The organism is Bacillus cereus group sp. BfR-BA-01331 (genome assembly GCF_022663915.1).
In the GTDB taxonomy this organism is placed as follows: Bacteria; Bacillota; Bacilli; order Bacillales; family Bacillaceae_G; genus Bacillus_A; species Bacillus_A mycoides.
Map to the genome: position 1 here is coordinate 177,603 of NZ_JAKUGJ010000003.1, position 19,842 is coordinate 197,444.

The window sequence follows — 19,842 nt, forward strand, 5'->3', positions numbered from 1 at the left end:
GAGGTTATTATTTTTTGTTAGTAGGAGAGGAATTATGAAAAAAGTATTATTAGTTGATGGTATGGCACTATTATTTCGTGCTTTTTACGCAACAAGTGTATATGGACAATTTATGAAACGACAAGATGGTACCCCGACGAATGGGATTCATGGTTATATGAAGCATTTATTAACAGCAACACAAGCAATCGAACCAACGCACATTGTAACGTGCTGGGATATGGGAAGTACGACATTTAGAACGGAATCTTTCTCGAATTATAAAGCAAATCGTGCAGCACCGCCGGAAGAATTAATTCCGCAATTTGATTTAGTGCAAGAAATGACTGCGAAATTATCTATGCCTGTAATCGGTATGAAAGGTTATGAAGCGGATGATTGTATCGGTACGCTTGCAAAACAATATTGCAATGAAGCGGAAGTTTATATTTTGACAGGTGATACAGATTTACTTCAACTTGTTGATACGAATGTTACAGTTATGCTTCTTCGTAAAGGAATTGGAAATTACGAGTATTACACACCGGAAAAAATCATGGAAGATAAAGGTGTAGAACCTTGGCAAATTGTTCATGCGAAAGCTTTCATGGGAGATACAAGTGATAATTATCCGGGTGTAAAAGGTATTGGTGAAAAAACAGCGTATAAGCTTATTCAAGAATACGGGACAGTATCGGCAGTGCTAGAAAATATAGCATCATTAACGAAAGCGCAGCGCACAAAAATTGAAAGTGATTTAGAGAATTTAAATATCTCTTTACAATTAGCGCAAATTCATTGTGAAGTTCCAATTTCATGCTCGTTAGAAGAAGGGTTACACACAATGGACGAAGAAAAACTACGCTTTGTTTGTAACGAAATGAATTGGGGAAGACCTGAAATATTAATTAATATGCTTTAAAGAGCATGGAAAGGTTGATCAAATATATTTTTGATTAACCTTTCTTTTTTTGTTCACAAAGTTGTCAGAAAATAAACGGAATTTTCATATGAAGTTCAAATGGAATTCACAACAATCAACTATTATAAGGACACACAGATAAATTCTTATCCCGCATTAACGGGAGATAGGACTTCTATCTCAGTATTATAGCTGAATAAAGAGTGATGATGGAAGAGTAACTCCCTGTAAAAGCCCGATTGATGTAGGCTAATAATTAGTGAGGGTAAATCCTCTCATTAATTAAAGTTTCAAGTTATCTTTTATATAAACCATCCCCCAAGGAGGAAAATAAACATGCGAAAAAAAGTGAGAAAATCCTTTAAACAATTATTAATAGAAAATAAACAATCCCTACTAACTAATAAAGAGAATATGAAAGAAATTGAAGAACGGATTGAGAAACGACATGTAGCATATAGTGCTGCTAGCAATTGATAATTTTGTTTATGAAAAAAGCTTGTAGTTTGGATATTATCCGAACTACAAGCTTTTTCTTTTTTGATTAACGCCACCAAATCCAAGTCCAAAAGTAATTTCGTATATTTCGAGGAGTAATGCGTATGAAACGTTCACCGTCAAAGAAACAATTTAAATTTGGAAGTGTTTCATCTGGATTTTCTGGAATAAAGGTGACGATGTTTTCGTTACTTGTAATGGTTACTGTGATTGGTGGATCGGTAGGAGAGACTTGAAGTTGTAAAGAAACGTTTGCCGTGTTTTTAAATTCATTATTAATAGGTGGACTTATCACTTGTACTGTGAATAATACGATAATTGTTTCGTTCGGTTTCAAATTAGTAGCGACTAGGAAACCGATATTCGGATTCGCTAGTGGAGAGCGTTCCCCATTAATGAAGACCGTACCGTTCATAAATTGTAAACCTGCTGGAATGGTGTCTTGTAATGAAATATTTGAAAGTGAAATCTCGGAAGTATTCGTAATACGCACTGTATAATCAAAATATTGGTTTAAATAAGCTGAGCTAACGGAAGCATTTTTTATCACTGCTGCCGTTATAAATTGAACTGGTATACGAACAATATTCGAATTAACAGTGAAAATAATAATTGGATCCTGTGGTGTCAATTGGAAAGCAGCTGTAACGGTTGCAGAATTGATAATCGCACTGTTTAAAGGAATAGAAGTTACGAGAACTTTAAATGTTATAGTTGCTACTCCATCTGCAGGTAAAGCGCCGATATTAATGCCAGTGTCTGGACGAATATTTGGAACCGAAGTACCGTTAATTGTTACGCTGTTTTCTATAAATGTTGTACCAGATGGAATCATATCTAAAACGGAAGTACTTACTGTAGGAATTGGGGAATTATTAAATACCTCTAATGTGAATGTAATAATATCTCCTATAACGACAATAGATTTGTCAGCGGTTTTCTCAATGCGCACCATTGGATCAATGAGTGTTGTTGTAACGGTATTTGTTTGCTTTGTAATTATAATAGGTGGTTCATTCGGATCAAGGATAACAGTATAGGAAACAGAAGCATTGTTATTAATTGTAGGCTGAAGAGTCGAAGAAGATATTGTTACTTGGAACGTAATGATAGCAGATTCATTAGGAGCAAGGTTTCCTAATGTAATACCGTTTTCAGGATTCGCATTCGGTTGATTGATTCCGTTAATCGTAACACTGCTAGTAACGAAGGTTGTATCTACTGGTACGGTGTCTACAACGAAAAGATCTTCAATCGTTACATTGCCACTATTAGTAATTGTAATTGTATACGTTAAAGTTTGACTAGGTAATGCATTCGTGGCATTAACAGATTTTATGGCAACGACATTATCATTTTGGACAGTTGTTGTGACAGTATTTGTTGTAGTCGTATTTGTAACAGGTAAGTTATTTGGATTGACTATATAGTTAAAAGTAGTAATTGCTTTGTTGTTGAGCTCATTTGGTGTTGGAATAGAAGTTACAGTTACTTGGAATGAAGCGATAGTATTTCCACCTACAATTATAGTGCCAATTGGTATGCCGCTTACTGGATTAACTCCCGGAAGAGTTTCTCCGTTGACAATGACGCTATTTTCTATAAACGTAGTACCTTGAGGAATAATATCTTGAATGATTACATCATTTGCTGCAACATTACCAGTTTGATTTAATGTAATTGTATACGTTAACGTATCACCAACCGTTGCAAATGCAAGGTCAACAGCTTTATTACTAGTCAAATTCGCATGATTAATTTCTGTTACAGCAGCTGATGAAATAATAGTTTCGGTAATAGGTTGTTGATCTGGTACCGTGTATTCATATTCAATTGCACTCGTGTTAGAGATTGGATTTGTTTGCGGAATCGAAATAACCCGGACTTGGAATAGAATAGTTGCTGTCGTATTAGGCGGAATGTTATCAATTGGTATACCGCTAAGTGGATTGTCATTTGGCCGAGCGTTGCCATTTACAATAACACTATTCTCTATAAAGCTCGTATTTGCTGGGATGATATCTGTAACGATAATGTTTTCCACTTGTATATTTCCGTTATTTATGATGGAAATTGTATAAGGGATAATAGTTTGTAGGTCAGCGTATTGGATTGGCGTTGTTTTTGTCGCAATTACATTAGCAGAAATAACTTCAGTGAAGGTAATATTACTAGTCGATATTTGTTCTTCCCCGTTTATTGTATAGCGGGAAGCTGATTGATTTTGAACATGGCCGCTAGCTGGAAGAGCTACGACGGTAACAGAAAATGTGACTGGGATAGAAATGTCAGGAGCAATCGTTCCTACAAGTATACCGGTACTTGGATTGGCGTTAAGCTGCGGAATGTTATTTACTAAAACGCTACCGTCTATAAAGGTTGTTCCATCAGGAATATTGTCTGTAAATACAACAGCAGTAGCATCTGTATTCCCTGTATTCGTTAAAGTTGTTGTATAAGTTAAAATGTCACCAATCGTTACAGAAGTTAAATCAACAGTTTTCAGTGAAACGATATCAGCGTCATTAATTTGAACGAAAGTAGTATTGGAAGTAGTAGATTTTTGAATTGGTGCAAAGTCAGGATTGAAAATAAAGTCGTAGACGATGTTTGCAGTATTAGGTGCTGGATTTACAGCAGGTAAATTCGTAACGGAAACTTGGAATGTTATTGTTGTCGATTGACCTGACGCGATATTAGCAATGGAAAAGCCGATATTCGGATCTGCTGCAGGAAGTACAGTATTGTTAACTATTACACTTCCCGGAATAAATACTGTTCCATCTTCTATAGTATCTGTAAAAAAGATGGAGTTAGTTGTAGTGGATCCGTTATTTTGGATTAATACTGTATATTCAATGATTTCATCAATATTAGCTAATACTTTATTAGCGGATTTTGTAGCGATAAGAATAGCGTCAATAAATTGTATATTTGTACTATTGGAAGAGGTCGTTTCTGAAATTGGTGGTGAGCTTGGATCCGGTTGATATTCATAGTGAATGACAGCGATATTATTAATGTTATTTTGAGAAGGTATAGAGACTACATTTACTTGGAACGTAACAATAATCGTATTATTTGGAAGGATAATATCAAGGGTGATTCCGGTAATTGGATTTTCGTTAGGTCTTGGTATGCCATCTACAAGGATGCTATTTGGAACGAATGTGGTGCCAGCTGCAATTGCGTCAATTAGGAGAGTATTTGTAATAGGTACTGTACCAGCGTTTGTAACGGCGACTGTATATGTGATAATTTGACCGATGCGTGTAATGGATCTATTGGCGGATTTAATTGCACTAATATTTGCCGTCCGCACTTCCGTGTTTACTGCATTTGATAACGATCTACGCTGAATAATCGGAGAGCTAGGGTCAATTTGGTATTCGTACGAAGTGTCTGAAATATTAATGACTGTATTGCCGGACGGTATATTTGTAAGTTGTACTTGGAATGAAATAGTGACTGTTTCATTTGGTTGTATCGTGCTGAGAGTTACTCCGTTTTCAGGATTCGCGCCAGGCTGAATCACAGTATTTATTGATAAGCTATCTTCAATGAATATAGTACCTTCTGGAATGTTATCAATAAACACGGTATTGTTAGCTGGAATGGTTCCTATATTTTGTAGTGTATTTGTGTAGGTAATAATTTGCCCAATTGATACGAAAGTTACATCCGCGCTTTTAACAGAAATAATATTTGCATTTTGAAGTGATGTTGTAACAATGTTAGAATTTGCAGAGCGATTCACCGGTGGAGCTGTAGGAATACTTACATATTGGTAATTTGCAGAAGATTGATTTACAATTTCGGTTTCAGTAGGTGGATTGTTTGTTTGCACTTGAAATAGTATCGTTTTTGAACTATTTGCTGGAATCGTTCCAATCGGTATTCCGTTTTCTGGATTTACACCTGGCTGCAGGACACCGTTAATTGTGAGACTATCGGGAACGAATGTAGTCCCAGCTGGAATAGAATCTGTAAAAATAATATTTATTGCGTCAACATTGCCGATATTTTTCACTTCAGAAATATAAAGTATAGTTCCGCCAATATCTACAGTTATTGGATTGGACGTTTTTGTAATTGTCAATTGTGCTTGCACAAAATTTGTAATGACAATATTACTTGTAGATGTTTCAGTAATAGGCGGCTGGCTTGGATCTGGTTGAATTGTATATGTTGTATTGGATTGATTTGTAATAGAATCTTGCGAGAATGAATTATTAATAAGAATTTGAAACGAAATAAGGTGAGTAGCGTTTGCTGCAAGGTTAGGCAAAGTAACACCTACGTTTGGATTGGCACCAGGTATAGCTGTTCCGTTAAGTGTAAAACTATTTTCTACGAATGTAGTCCCATTTGGAGTAGAATCTAAAAATGAGAGATTAGTTGCTGAGATATTTCCGTTATTTTCTAATGTTATCGTGTAGGTCAAAATATCGCTAGTTGTTGCTTGTTGTGCATTGACTGCTTTTAAAGAAATGATAGTCGCATCTGAAATTTGTGTGGATGCTGGATTAGAAGTAATTGTACGAGAGATGATAGGAGAGGTTGGATCGGCGATAAAAGTATAGTCAATACGGGCTGTATTAGAAATTGGATTCACGCTTGGAATGGATTGAACGATAACTTGGAATGTGACGGTCACGATTTCTGACGGCGCGATGGCGTTTAATGGTATCCCTACGTTTGGATCGGCACCTGGAACGGAAACGCTATTAATGGTCACGCTATTAGGAATAAATGCAGTTCCTTCTGGGACCAAATCTGTTAAATTAACTGTATTTGCAGTTGTATTTCCGTTATTTTGAACGACTACTGTGTAAGTGATTGTACCGTTAGTAGATTGTACGAGAGAATCTGTATTTTTAATTACGGATAACGATGCATCAACGACAGCTGTATTAACCGTATTAGATGAGGATGTTGCTGTAACTGGAGGTTGACTTGGATCGACAATATACGTGTAACTTGTAATGGCTTGATTTATAATCGCCCCTTGCGGTGGAATAGAGCTTGCAAGAAATTGGAACGTAATAGTAGCAAAATCACCTGGTGCGATAATACCAACTGGAATACCGAGAGTTGGACTTGCATTTGGAAGTGACATTCCATTTAACGTAACGCTATTTGGAACGAATACTGCACCTACAGGAACTCCGTTTATGAGCAATACAGAATTTGCAGGGAAGTTTCCGGTATTTGTTAATGTTGCTGTATACGTAATTATATCTCCGATGGATACGATTGATCGATTTGCTTCTAAAACAGTAGTAACGGTAGCGTTATTAATTTGTGTTGAAGCGCCATTAGAATTTATTGTGCTTGTAACAGGAGGAGCTGCCGGGTCAACAATGAATGTGAATTGAATAGATGCAACGTTTGTAATTGGGTTTGAAGGTGGAGTAGATGCAACCATGACTTGGAAAGTAACAGTTAAGGAACTGTTCGTACTAACGGTTCCGATATTAACCCCGTTATTTGGATCTGCCCCTGGAATGATACTTCCATTTACAGAGAAACTATTTTCAACAAAGGTCGTTCCAGCTGGAATAAGATCTGAGAAATTTAAATTCGTAGCGTTTGTATTGCCGCTGTTTTGAATCAAAACTGTATAAGTGATTGTGTCTCCGATATTTGCAAAGGCTGTATTAGCAGTTTTTACAGCTGAAAGTATCGCTGAATTAATAGAAGTAACGAAGACGTTCGTTTCCACATTACCAGGCTGGGCTTGTAATGAATTGCCTACGTTATATTGGAAGTTAACAAATCCTAAGTTTTGGAGTTCAGGTGTGAACGTTGTTGGATTGCTTACAATTTGAACTTGGAATATGATTGTTACGATTTGATTTGGAGTTATTGTATTTATGCCAACACCGCTAATAATAGAAGCGGATGGTAATGGAGTGCCATCAACAACAACTGATCCTGCAACAAATTGTGTCCATGTTGGTAAAGGATCTGAAAAAATAACGTTGTTAGCAGGAATGTTTCCTGTGTTCGTAATAGTAGTTGTATACGTAATCGTATCACCGATAGTTGCAAAAGCTTTATCTCCTATTTTAATAGTGTTTAAAATAGCACTTTCAATTTTTGTTGTAACGTTGTTAGAAGTAATATTTTTTGAAACTGGAGGATTTGCTGGATTAACGATATGTTGGAAGCTCACACTAGCTTGGTTGGAAATTGGATTTATAGGCGGAATTTCATTGGCATTAATATGAAATGCTACGATGACAGATTGGTTTGGCGCGATATCACCAATTGGAACACCTGTAATTATATTTGCATTTGGGATGCTAATGCCGTTAAGTGTAAAACTATTCGGTTCAAAGGAAGTTCCGGCTGGAATAAGGTCGGTAAAAATAACATTCGTTGCACTAACATTTCCGCTATTTGTAATTGTAACGGAGTAGACGATATCCTGCCCGATATCTACCGTTTCCGCATTTGAATTTTTTTGTGCAGTAAGGATAGCACTATTAATTTGGGTTGTCGTTGTATTCGATTGATTGGAAGTTGTAATAGGTGACTGGCTAGGATCAACGACATAATGATATGTGGTAGAAGCAAAATTAGAAATTGGATTAAGTGTTGGAAGTGTAGTAACAGTTGCTTGGAATGTAACGATTGCCGTATTACCCCCATTAATTGAACCTATGTTTACACCAGTAGACAAATCAGCGTTTGGAATGGTTTGCCCATTAACTGTGAAACTGTTTGGAATGAAACTTAAATTGCTATCAAGAATATCGATAATAGTTACATCAGTTGCAGCCACATTCCCTGTATTAGGAAGGTTAAGTGTAAATGTTATTGTATTACCAACATCCGCAAAAGTAAGATTTGCTGTTTTTGTACTAATAATATTTGCGTTGTTTATTTGAAGAAGTGTAGTGTTGGAGCTAGCTGTATTCGATACCGGCGGATTACCTGGATCAACAGTAAACTCATATGTCGTTGATGCTGTATTCGGTGCTGGATTAATAGGTGGAATGCTGTTCACTGTAACTTGAAAGACGATACTATATATTTCATTTGGTGGAAGTGCTGCAAGTAATACACCTGTATTTGGATCCGCATTAGGTTGTAAAATGCCATCGACAGTTAATGTGCTAGGAACAAATGTGAGTCCACTTGGTAATACGTCTGTGAATACAATGTTAGTTGCATCGGTATTGCCTACATTGATAATAGAAGTAGTATAAAAGGCAGTTTGCCCGATATCTGCAAAGGATACACTTTCATTTTTCGTCATGGATAATATAGCTTCTCTAATTTGCGTTGAAACAGGATTACTAATTGAAGTTTCTGCATCAGGTGGTGAGACTAATTGATACGATGTCGATGAGAAATTTACAATTGGATTTGCGGTTGGTAATGAGGTCACGTTTACTTGGAATGAAACATTTACTGTAGCCCCAGCTGTTATAGGACCAATATTTACACCATTCGTTGGATTCGCACCGCTTTGAGGAATTCCATTGATAGAAAATGTGTTTGTGATAAATGTAGTTCCGCTCGGCATTGTATCTGTGAAAATAACATTTTGTGCGGAGGAATTTCCGTTGTTTGTTAAAGTGACAGTATAAGTGAGTGTATCTCCGATGTGGCTATAGGCTTTATCAACTTGCTTTGATGAAAGAATGGTAGCTGTATTAATTGTAGTAAACGTTGTGTTTGAAGTAACATTTCTTGAAACAATAGGTGCATTTGGATCAGCGATAAATGTGTAAGAAGCAGTAGCGGAGTTGGCAATGGGATTTTGAACAGGGGTGGTAGTAGCGGTAACTTGAAATGCTATAGATATTGAGCTGTTAGGAGCAATTGATCCAATCGTTATACCTGTATTAGGGTTAAGACCAATTTGTGTGATGCCATTTATTGTAACACTATCAGTAATAAATGTTGTGCCATCTGGTATAAGGTCAATGAAAGTAATATTAGTTGCATTTGTATTACCTTTATTCGTTAAAATTGTCGTATAGGTAATGGTATCACCTAGTGTTACAAGCGTTTGATCGACCGATTTTACCATCGTTATCATAGCATCTAATACAGGGGTTGTAACAATATTCGTTGAAGTAGAAGTAGTAGCAGGAGCACCGTTTGGATCGACAGTATAAGAATATAAAATTGTATCGTTACCCATAATCGAACTTGAAGGTGGAATAGAAATAACATTTACTTGGAAAGTAACAGTTACTGTTTGGCCAGGAGCGATATTGGGTATATTTACTCCAAGTGCTGGTTGCGCACCAGGCTGTTGAACTCCATTTATTGTGACTGAATTTGGTATAAATGTAGTGCTAGCTGGAATAGCACTTGTAAATGTTATATTAGTTGCGGGTGTATTACCAGTATTCGTAATAGTCGTTGTATACGTAATTGTATCTCCGACAGAAACTATAGATTTATCAGCACTTTTTGTTGTAGTTAATATTGCACTATTTATTGTCGTAGTCACGGTATTAGATGAAACGGTTTGTGTTATAGCGGGTTGACTTGGATCGACAATATGCTGAAATTGTACAGAACTAGAATTAGAGATTGGATTTATACTTGGAATGTTTGTCACAAGGACATTTATCGTAATAGTAGCCGTACCACCTGGATTTATATTTCCAATCTGAATCCCGTTTGCCGGATTGCCAATTTGCTGCGTACCAGAATCATTTATAAGAGTGCCAGATATAAATGTCGTTCCATTAGGCAAAATATCCGTGAAAATTATATTTTGTGAAGTGACATTTCCAGGGTTATTTAATGTAATTGTATAAGAAATTGTATCGCCGATCGTTGCGAAATTTTTATCCGCGGATTTAACCGCTATAATTTCTCCGGAATTTATTTGTGTCGAAACAGAATTGGATGTTGTACTTCGTGAAACGAGTGGTAAATTAGGTCCTGTCATAAATTGATAATTAATAGAAGCACCGTTTACAACCGGTGAGTTTGGTCCCCCAGGCCCAATTGTGAAAATTGGATTTGGAATACTAACTACTTGCACGTGGAAGGTGACGTTTATAAAATCTCCTGCAATAATATCCCCAATTGGTATCCCATTCGCTGGATTTACTCCAGGTAATAAAACCCCACCTACTCGAACGCTATCTTCTATAAATACTGTATTATTTGGAATCGGATCTGTAAAAATGATATGAGTAGCAGTCGTGTTCCCTATATTTTCTAATAAAACAGTATACGTTAAAAATGAATTTCCAGGTGCTACGTCAGAAAATAGACGATCCACACTTTTCGTTGCTTGAATAATTGCTTCATTTATTTGAACTAAGACCGGATTACTAGTAGCCGTTTCTGTAACAGGCGGCTCGGTAGGGTCAACAATGATAGAGTATGTTGTACTAGATTGGTTCATCGTAGGGTTTGAAGCTGGTATTGAACCGACAATGGCTTGGAAGGTAATGGTTGTCGTTCCTCCAACTGGAATTGGGTCTAAAGGAACCCCGCTATCTGGCCTAAATCCGAGTTGTGGGATGGTATTAATTTGTACGCTATCAGGGACGAATGAAAGTTCAAGTGGTAATATATCGATAAAAACAGGTGTGTTTGCAGTTGTATTTCCGTTATTAGTGAGAGTAGTTGTATACGTAATTGTATCGCCAACAGCAGCAAATGCACTGCTCGCAGTTTTTGTTGCGATAACGGAAGCAGTATTTACTTGTGTAAAAGTTTTATTGGATTTAACTGTTCGTGAAACAGGTGGTTCATTAATATCTACAATAAAACTATATTGAAGCGATGATTTATTAGGGATTGGATTAGGATTTGGAATCGTTGTAATGTTTACTTGAAAGCTGAGTATAACTGATGCATTTGAATTTATATTACCGATATTGATACCATTTTGTGGATTTGCATTAGGAATGGTTGTTCCATTTACTGTAAAACTATTTGGAATAAACGTTGTACCATCTGGAATTAAATCTGTAAAAATAACATTGTTTGCGGTAGTGTTACCGGAATTAGTAATGGTAGAAGTGAAAGTAAGTGTATCTCCAATAGTAGCGAATGTTGAATTGACAGTTTTATTTATAGATAGAGTAGCATCAATAATTGGAGTAACCGTTGTGTTTGTAATTGTACTACCAACAGCAGGTGATTGGTTTGGATTCACTGTATATTCATAATTTACAAGGGCGTTATTTGTTAATGTGCCACTAGGCGGTATCGCTAAAATTTGTGCTTGAAAAGCAATAAATACAGTATTACCTGGTGGAATATCTGCTAAGTGAATACCAAGTGATGGATCTAATCCTGGTTGTGGAACATTATTGATAGTTACGGAGTTTTGGATAAATGAAGCTCCTGCGCCAAGCCCATCCGTTAAAACATTTGCACTAGCAGGGATATTTCCAGTGTTTGTAACTGCAATCGTATAGGTAACGATATCTCCAATTGCAGCTGTCGGTGTATTCACTGATTTAGTAGCGACGATCGTAGCGTTATTAATTTGAGTTGTTATTACGTTACTTAACGCATTGGCGGATGCTGGAGGTAAGTTAGGATTTACGACATATTGGTATGCTATATTACTTTGATTAGGGATTGGGTTCGGATTCGGGATGGAATTTACTTGTACTTGGAACGAAATTATCGTATTTGCATTCGGATTTATTGGATCAATTGCTATCCCATTCGCTGGATTTACATTAGGAAGTATATTCCCATTTACTGTTACACTATTAGGAATAAACGATGTCCCGTTTGGAATTACATCTGTAAAAATCACGTTTGATGCAAGAGTGTTCCCACTATTCGTTAAAGTAGTCGTGTACGTAATAATATCATTTACGTTAGCGAACTGTTTATCTGCAGATTTTGCAGCGGTAATCGTAGCGTTATTAATTGTTGTTTGTACCGTGTTAGAAGCCACCATCTGCATTACAGCTGGTTTGGATGGATCGTACGTATATTGGAATGTTGTGCCTGATTGATTTGTAATCGGATTTACAGCAGGGATATTTGGTACAAAAACCTGGAATGAAACGGTACGTGATGAATTCGCCCCGATCGTACCGATCAAAATACCGTTAGCAGGATTTGCATTTGCTATAGGGACATTGTTAATCGTTACAGTATTAGGAATGAACAGGGTACCCGCTGGAATGATATCTGTAAACGTTACATTAGAAGCAGGGATATTCCCGTTATTTGTTAAAATAGTCGCATATAATATGACATCACCAACATCAGCGAAATTTGTGCTCGTTAGTTTTGTAGCAACAATATTAGCAGTATTAATTTGTGTAGTTACTATATTGCTAGCAGCGTTTCTAACAACAGCAGGTAAACTCGGATCAGCGATAAAGCTATATTGAAGTGAAGCGCTATTTTGAATTGGATTTGGTGAAGGTAGCCCATTTGCACTTATTTGAAAAACAATCGTTGTAAAACCACCAGCAGGAATGGAGCCGACTTGAAGGCCGGTACTTGGGTCTGCACCTAGCTGTAAAGCGCCACCTATAAAAATACTATTTGGTACGATAGTGGTGCCGGGAGGGATTATATCGGTAACAATAACATTGTTTGCTGTAGTATTGCCAAGGTTAGCTAAGGAAATTGTATATGTGATTGGTTGCCCAACATCAGCAATAGTTAAATCTACTTGTTTGACAATAATTACATTTGCTAAATTAATTTGTGTACTTACAGTGTTACTTAAAGATGTTTCTATAATTGGTGGATCGCCAGGATTTAGAATAAAGCTATACTGTGTACTAGATGAATTTATTGTTGGATTTTGTGCTGGTAAAGAGGTGACAGTTACTTGATAAGAGACGGTAAGTGAGCCGTTAGCAGGAATGGAAGGTAACGGAACACCTATATTTGGATCTGCGTTATTTTGGAGCACACCATTAATAAGGAAAGTGTTTGGGATAAAGGTAGTACCGTCTGGATTCGTATCTACGAAAGTAGGACTATCAGCAGAAACACTTCCTGCATTCGTTAAAATAACGGTATAAGTTAATATATCCCCTACGGTAGCGAACGCTCGATCCACTGTTTTGGCTGAAATGACATTTGCATCGTTTACTTGAGTAAATGTAGTGGTTGAAGTAGTGTTCTTACTTACAGGTGAAGCGTTTGGATCAACAATAAAGTTATAGGAAATGGAGGCACTATTCGAAATAGGATTTGGGTTTGGAATACTAGTTATTAATACCTGGAATGAAGCTGTAATTGTAGTATTAGCATTGATGCTACCAATATTGATGCTAGCTGGTGTTGCGCCCGGCTGAGTAACACCGTTAACTATAACACTGTTCGGTACGAAGGAAGTACCATTTGCAATTGAATCGGATAGTAATACATTGTTCGCCGCAACATTTCCATTGTTTGTAAGAGCAAAGGTGTAAGTTAATACATCTCCAACTTCCGCAAATGTTTTATCTACAGATTTTATAGCATGTAGATTTGCTAGTCTAATTGTTGAGGCAACAGAATTAGAATTTGCTGTTTTTGAAGTTGGCGGCAGGCTTGGGTTTACAGTGTAAATATAAGAGGCGAAAGCATTATTAATGATAGGATTTTGGGAGGTAATGTTGATGACTGTTACTTGGAACGATAAGGTGAAAGTAGCTCCGCCAGGAATTGTACCGATAGGTAAGGCAATAAGAGAAGTTACATTTTGCAAAACGCCGTTTAGCGTTACAGTACCTGGAGTCAATATCGTTCCATTTGGAAGTGGATCTGTTAGCTGTACGTTCGTTGCAGCAGTATTTCCACTGTTTGTAATAAGGACTGTATAACTGATTGTATCTCCAATTGTAGCAAATTGTTTATTTGTCGATTTTGTTAATGTTAAATTCGCATTGTTAATTTGAGTGGTAACGACGTTAGAAGCGATGTTTTTCGTAACGGGTGATTGACTAGGGTTGACAGTATACTGATAAGAAGCGCTTGATCCATTAGATACGATATTTGCTGGAGGTATTGTGTTTACTACTACTTGAAATGAAACGTTTTTTGTCGTACCAGTTGGGATGGAACCTATGTTCACACCATTAGCGGGATTCGCACCAACCTGTGTCGTGCCATCTATTGTTAAACTGTTTAGGACAAAAGTTGTTCCTGTAGGAATGGCATCTGTAAAAATAACATTGTTCGCATTCGTATTACCTGTACCCGTAAAGGCAACAGTGTAAGTCAGTGTATCTCCAATATCCGCATAGTTTTTATCCACCGTTTTTGCCATAGTTACCGTAGCATTATTCACTTGAGTAGAGACGGTATTAGTCGTATTAGTACCACTTACTGCAGGCAGATTTGGTACAGGATTGTATTGATATGTTGTTGTACCACTATTTAATATTGGATTTGTTTGGGGGATAGAAGGAACGAATACTTGAAATGAAATGGTAGTAGTAGAATTTGCAGCAATAGTCCCAACGGATATACCATTAGCAGGATTTGCTCCAGCTTGAATAACGCCGTTAACAGTTACACTACCTGGAATAAAAGTAGTCCCGTTTGGAATGGGATCCGTATATATAACATTTGTAGCAGCGATATTTCCTGCATTAGCTAAGGAAATACTATAAGTTAACGTATCACTAATATCGGCAAAAAGTTTGTTAACTGATTTAGTTCCATTAATAGTTGCAAGGTTAATTTGTGTGCCGGCAGCATTACTCGTTGCCAGACCGTTAAAAGTTGTTCCCCCAGCAATTGGTGTGTATTGAAACGTAATGTTAGCGGTGTTAGAGATAGGGTTTTGATTTGGAAGAGAAACGACAGTTGCTTGGAAGGTCACTGTACGAGAAGCGTTGTTATTAATTGTTCCAAGAGAAATACCAGCGGCAGGATTTGCGTTTGTTTGTGGTACATTATCTATCGTTACGCTGCCAGGTATAAAGGAAGTGCCGTTAGGGAGAATGTCTGTAAAAGTAACGTTATTTGCAGGAAGAAGACCGGTGTTAGGGACAGTAACTGTATAGGTTAGAATATCGCCAATTGTAGCAACACTTTTATTTACGCTTTTTGTTGCTTGTATATTAGGTGAATTAATATCAATTTGTAAACCAACTGTATTTAGCATATATGCGTCACCGTTCGTTGTTAAACGGATTGCGGCGGAGACCTGGGAATTTGTTAAATAAGGAGAAATATCAATAGAAGTAATGTCCCAACCTTGCCGACCGGCGGAGATATTTGTAGCTGTAGAGGCACTCTGGTTCCTCGTGCCAAATGTTCCAGTTGTATCTAAATTTCCAGCAGCATTATTAATTTGGGAACCGAAGAAATTATTTACAGCATTATTTGGCCCAGATAATGCATTTAATGAACTGAAATTTGGTCCAAATAAAGCTTGATCCCCAGTTAAATCAGCATCCCCTTCAGTAGAACTTATTAATAATCTCCCGCTTACAGGTCCCCCGGCAGGTGTTAAAAACCCTGAGACAGATACATCTGCACTACCGGTTTCTACAGAAACACGGTTACCAGCTACGTAAATTGTTAAATTTCTTGCGGGTAAGGAACCGTTTTGATAAGCGACAATAAGCGTCCATCCAGCAGAGTTGATTGCTCCATTAGAAGCGTCTAAAGGATCTACAAGTCCAGGAACAGAACCTGTTGTATAAGATCCAGATCCAGCAGCTTGAACGAGTGACGTTACATCTGCTGAACGTGTATAAAATCCAAATGTGACAGATCCAGAAACGAAAGTTTGATTTGAAGCTGTAACAGCCGAAGGGGTAATTGAGTATGTTGACACAGGTGTTGTAAAAGAAACGGGGTTTCCTAATACGCTCGTAATGTTTTGATCCCGAGATAAATAGTTTCCACCCCAAACGAGTTCTGCGTAAAGAATAGTACTGCCAGCAGGGATATTCAAAATAGCGGTAGAACTATTTTGTGTATAGTTTAACGTTGTACCCGCAGGAAAAGTAGTTACTTGTAAAGCGGTATTCGTAGTTACGAATGCACCAATTGCACCGATTGTACCAGCACGGTTTAGATTGCTAATTTTACTTAAACCTAGTGTGTTTCCTGTAATAGCCAGTGCGCCGTTAGTGGTGGTAGAAAATCGATTCGTAATGGGCATGTTGTCACCTCATTTACAATATAGTCTTGGTCAAAATAGGATATGCGTGTGACTGGTAAAGGGAAACATGTACAAGTTGATTTGATAATAATGATTTAAATGTCTAGATAAGGAGATGGAGAATGATTGAATTGGAAATTAGAGTGGAGCGTCTTAGTAGAGAAAAAACAGAGGATATTGTAGCATTATCTTCTTATATTGGCTGGGATTATAGCAGAGAAGAAATTGAAACGATTTTTAATTCAGGTATTGTATATGGTGTGGTAAATGGGAGGGAAGAGCTTATTGCAAGCGCGGCAATTATATTATACGGGGAGACATTAGCGTCTATCGGAATGGTGATTGTACATCCAGATTATAAAGGGAGAGGGATTGGAAAGGCGATAACGGATTCATGCGTTAAAAGCGTATCAACTCAAACTCCAATTATGCTTATTGCTACGGATGAGGGGAAGCCTTTATATGAAAAACTAGGATTCAGGGCTGTTAGTTATGTTTCTAAATACATATGTAACTCGTACAATGCGAATTATACATGTGTAGGAAATAAAGAGTATATGATGAATTATGAAGAGTGTGATTTAGAAGAAATAATACAAATAGATGAAGGTGCGTTTGGAACAAATAGAAAAGCGTTTTTAAAGAAAAGAATTATGCAAAGTGAACAGTGTATCGTTGAGAAGGATAAAGAACAAAATGTACTAGGATATGGTTTGAGTTTACAAACGTCAGAAAATAAAATAATAGGACCGGTAGTTGCTAAAAATGATGCGATGGCAATGAGAATTGTACATTACTTAGCAAAAGGGCATAATGGGAAATTAAGAATGGATGTACCAGAAGGAAAGAAAGATTTCGTGAAAGAGTTAGAGATTAGCGGTTTTCAAAAGGTTAATACACCGCCAATTATGATGAAAAATAGAGATCGATTTTTGAAAAGAAATGGAGAATTATATAGTATTGCAGCACAAATTTTCGGATGAAAAAAGAATCCTTATAAAGTAAAGGATTCTTTTTTGTGGTTAAACCTAATCACGATATTGGTCGTGAGTTGGCTGAAAGAGATCTTCCTCGATATCTCTCACCATAGAAAAATGATCAACATTATAATGACCGTGTAGAGTTTTATTATGATGACCAATAATTTGCTCTGCAGACAATACGTCAGAATCAGTTGTGGAATGACCATTTTTAATTAATGTAACGTCAAATCCTTGTACAGTAGCTGTTCTAACTGCGGTGTCAATGCAATGCTCTGTTTTACATCCACCTATAACGATATGATTAATTTTTTCTTCTTTTAAAAGTTCAAGTAAAGAAGTGCTATAGAATGAGTTTGTTGCTGCTTTATTAATAAGGATTGCAGACTGAGGTACTTTAATTTGATTATGTACTTCAAATCCTTCTCCTGTACCAGAAGCAACATCAGTATCTCTTACGAAGACAATAAGGGCATTTGAATCTATTGCTTGCTGTACAGCGGTATTTAGTGTTGCTAATAGCTCGGTTTTACGGAAAACTTCATTTTCTTGTTCATTTCCATCAATTAATTCTTGCTGAGCATCGATAATTAATAGTGCTTGTTTCATCGTGTCTCCCCTTTAATATAAAATAAGTGCCACTGTACGTATTCCTTCATGTTGTAAGGAAATCCTCCATTGTTAACGAAGTAGACGATTGATTTACAAAGTTGTCAAAGAAATTTCATTCTCATAACGTGTAAAAACATGTATGATAAGAAGTGGAGAATTTTTGAGTAGGTGGGAATATTATGCAAACAGTAGAAGATTATCTTTCATTCTTACATACGAAAGGATTTAAACTATCAGAGGAAGCACAAGGGTTTATTATGTTCGGACAAGGATATACTGGTGCATCTGATGGAATTGTGAACGCAGCAATAGAAGCGACAATTAAACATCAATTACAGTTTGATGGCAGTTATTTTGTTGCGTTATTAGAACGATTGAAAGAAGAAGAAATTACAGATAAAAAAAGCGCTAAGGCTTTTATGCGGAAGTTACAAGCATAACTTCACGCAGCCTGCGCTTCTTTTTTTGTTTTGGAAGGTAGCTCAACAAAAACCATGCCTAGGAAAATACATAAACAACCGATAATGGCAGAAATAGAAAGTTGTTCGTTTGCAACTAGAACACCTGTTAATGCTGCAAAAACAGGCTCCATTGCGAAGATTATTGCTACTCTCGTTGGAGAAGTGCGTTTTTGTGCAGAAGTTTGAATGAAAAAGGCAATTGATGTCGCAAATAGGGAAGTTAGAAATAGAGCGAATAAAAAGGATTGATTCGTCCATAGTGAAACTGAAAATAATTTTTCCCAATCTTCAAACAAAAAAGCGCAAATAGAAGAAAATATACCGACAGCTAATACTTGAGAGGTGCTTAGTAATAAAGGTGATATTTTCTTAGAAAAGAAACCGTTAACAAGAATATGGGCAGCAAAAGCAACTGCACAACCGAGAACGAGTATATCTCCAATGTTTAATTGAAAAGAATCACCAGCCGTTAATAAGTATAAACCTGCTGTTGCTACAGCAATACCAAGTACGATGAAAATTGTAGCCCGCTGTTTTAAAAAGATAAAAGATAGGATTGGAACCATAATGATGCTAAGTCCAGTTAAGAAACCAGCTTTTGAAGAGGTTGTATAAAGTAAGCCGAATGTTTGTAATAAATAGCCAACACATAAAAAGAATCCAACAATCAATCCAGCGAGACTACTCTGTTTTATATCTTGTTTTGAAGTTTTTTGTGAGAAAATCATTTGAACGAATAATAAAATAATTCCAGCGAATAAAAAGCGAATCCCATTAAAAGTAAATGGACCAACGAAAGACATAGCATTTTGGACGACAACAAACGTAGCTCCCCAAATAAAAGAGACAAATAATAAAGCAAGAGGAGCAATCCAATCTTTTTTCACACTCATACCCCCGTTAATTTTGTAAGATAGCTTTTCTAGCTAATTCATCAGCAACTTTATTTTGACTACTTGGAATCCACTTAATAAAAAAGAGATCGAAACTTTTTATGTACTGTAGTGCTTCCTCTAATAGTGGCGCAAATATTTTATTTTTTGCGTATTCTTTTTCGACAGCTCGCTCGACAAGCTGCGAATCGGTACGAAAAGAGACAATGTTATAATTATGCTCCGTGCAATATTTTAATGCCGCAAGTAAAGCGTGGTATTCTGCTTCATGATTGGACATTGTCCCAAGGGGCAATGATAACTGTACAGCTGGTTGCACCCCTTTAATAAACACTCCTGCACCAGAAGGACCAGGATTTCCTTTTGATGCACCATCAATATATACTTCAATCAAAATGAGAAACCTCCAAATTATAAG

Annotated in this window: 8 protein-coding genes; 4 read left to right on the forward strand and 4 right to left on the reverse strand. The window is 36.8% G+C overall.

The genetic code is table 11. The features are described from left to right. Positions 1–34: 34 nt before the first annotated feature. On the forward strand, positions 35–901 hold the full coding sequence (locus MR155_RS07685; RefSeq protein WP_113937083.1) for a 5'-3' exonuclease: 867 nt from the start codon (positions 35–37) through the stop codon (positions 899–901). Between the two features lie 336 nt (positions 902–1,237). After that, positions 1,238–1,378, forward strand: coding sequence for an FbpB family small basic protein (locus MR155_RS07690; protein WP_001228051.1), 141 nt, complete (start codon positions 1,238–1,240; stop codon positions 1,376–1,378). Between the two features lie 67 nt (positions 1,379–1,445). Here MR155_RS07690 and MR155_RS07695 read toward each other — a convergent pair whose 3' ends face one another. Continuing rightward, a complete protein-coding gene (locus MR155_RS07695; protein WP_242309103.1) occupies positions 1,446–16,478 on the reverse strand; it encodes a DUF7507 domain-containing protein in 15,033 nt (5,010 codons plus the stop codon). 122 nt (positions 16,479–16,600) lie between these two features. Between MR155_RS07695 and MR155_RS07700 the strand changes: the two genes are divergently transcribed. After that, on the forward strand, positions 16,601–17,461 hold the full coding sequence (locus MR155_RS07700) for a GNAT family N-acetyltransferase (RefSeq protein WP_242309105.1): 861 nt from the start codon (positions 16,601–16,603) through the stop codon (positions 17,459–17,461). A gap of 45 nt (positions 17,462–17,506) precedes the next feature. Here the strand turns inward: MR155_RS07700 and MR155_RS07705 are convergent, their stop codons facing one another. Beyond that, positions 17,507–18,067: an isochorismatase family protein gene (locus MR155_RS07705; protein WP_242309107.1), complete on the reverse strand. Its 561-nt coding sequence runs from the start codon at positions 18,065–18,067 to the stop codon at positions 17,507–17,509. Positions 18,068–18,249: 182 nt separating this feature from the next. Here MR155_RS07705 and MR155_RS07710 point away from each other — a divergent pair, with 182 nt between their 5' ends. Next, positions 18,250–18,510, forward strand: a complete 261-nt coding sequence (locus MR155_RS07710) for a DUF6123 family protein (protein WP_001195212.1) — start codon at positions 18,250–18,252, stop codon at positions 18,508–18,510. Positions 18,511–18,512: 2 nt separating this feature from the next. Here the strand turns inward: MR155_RS07710 and MR155_RS07715 are convergent, their stop codons facing one another. Together MR155_RS07715 and MR155_RS07720 are read right to left on the reverse strand one after the other, a co-directional pair. After that, positions 18,513–19,418, reverse strand: a complete 906-nt coding sequence (locus tag MR155_RS07715) for a DMT family transporter (RefSeq protein ID WP_242309109.1) — start codon at positions 19,416–19,418, stop codon at positions 18,513–18,515. 13 nt (positions 19,419–19,431) lie between these two features. Then, complete coding sequence (locus MR155_RS07720; protein ID WP_002011911.1) at positions 19,432–19,818, reverse strand: reverse transcriptase-like protein; 387 nt, start codon at positions 19,816–19,818, stop codon at positions 19,432–19,434. Between the last annotated feature and the right edge of the window lie 24 nt (positions 19,819–19,842).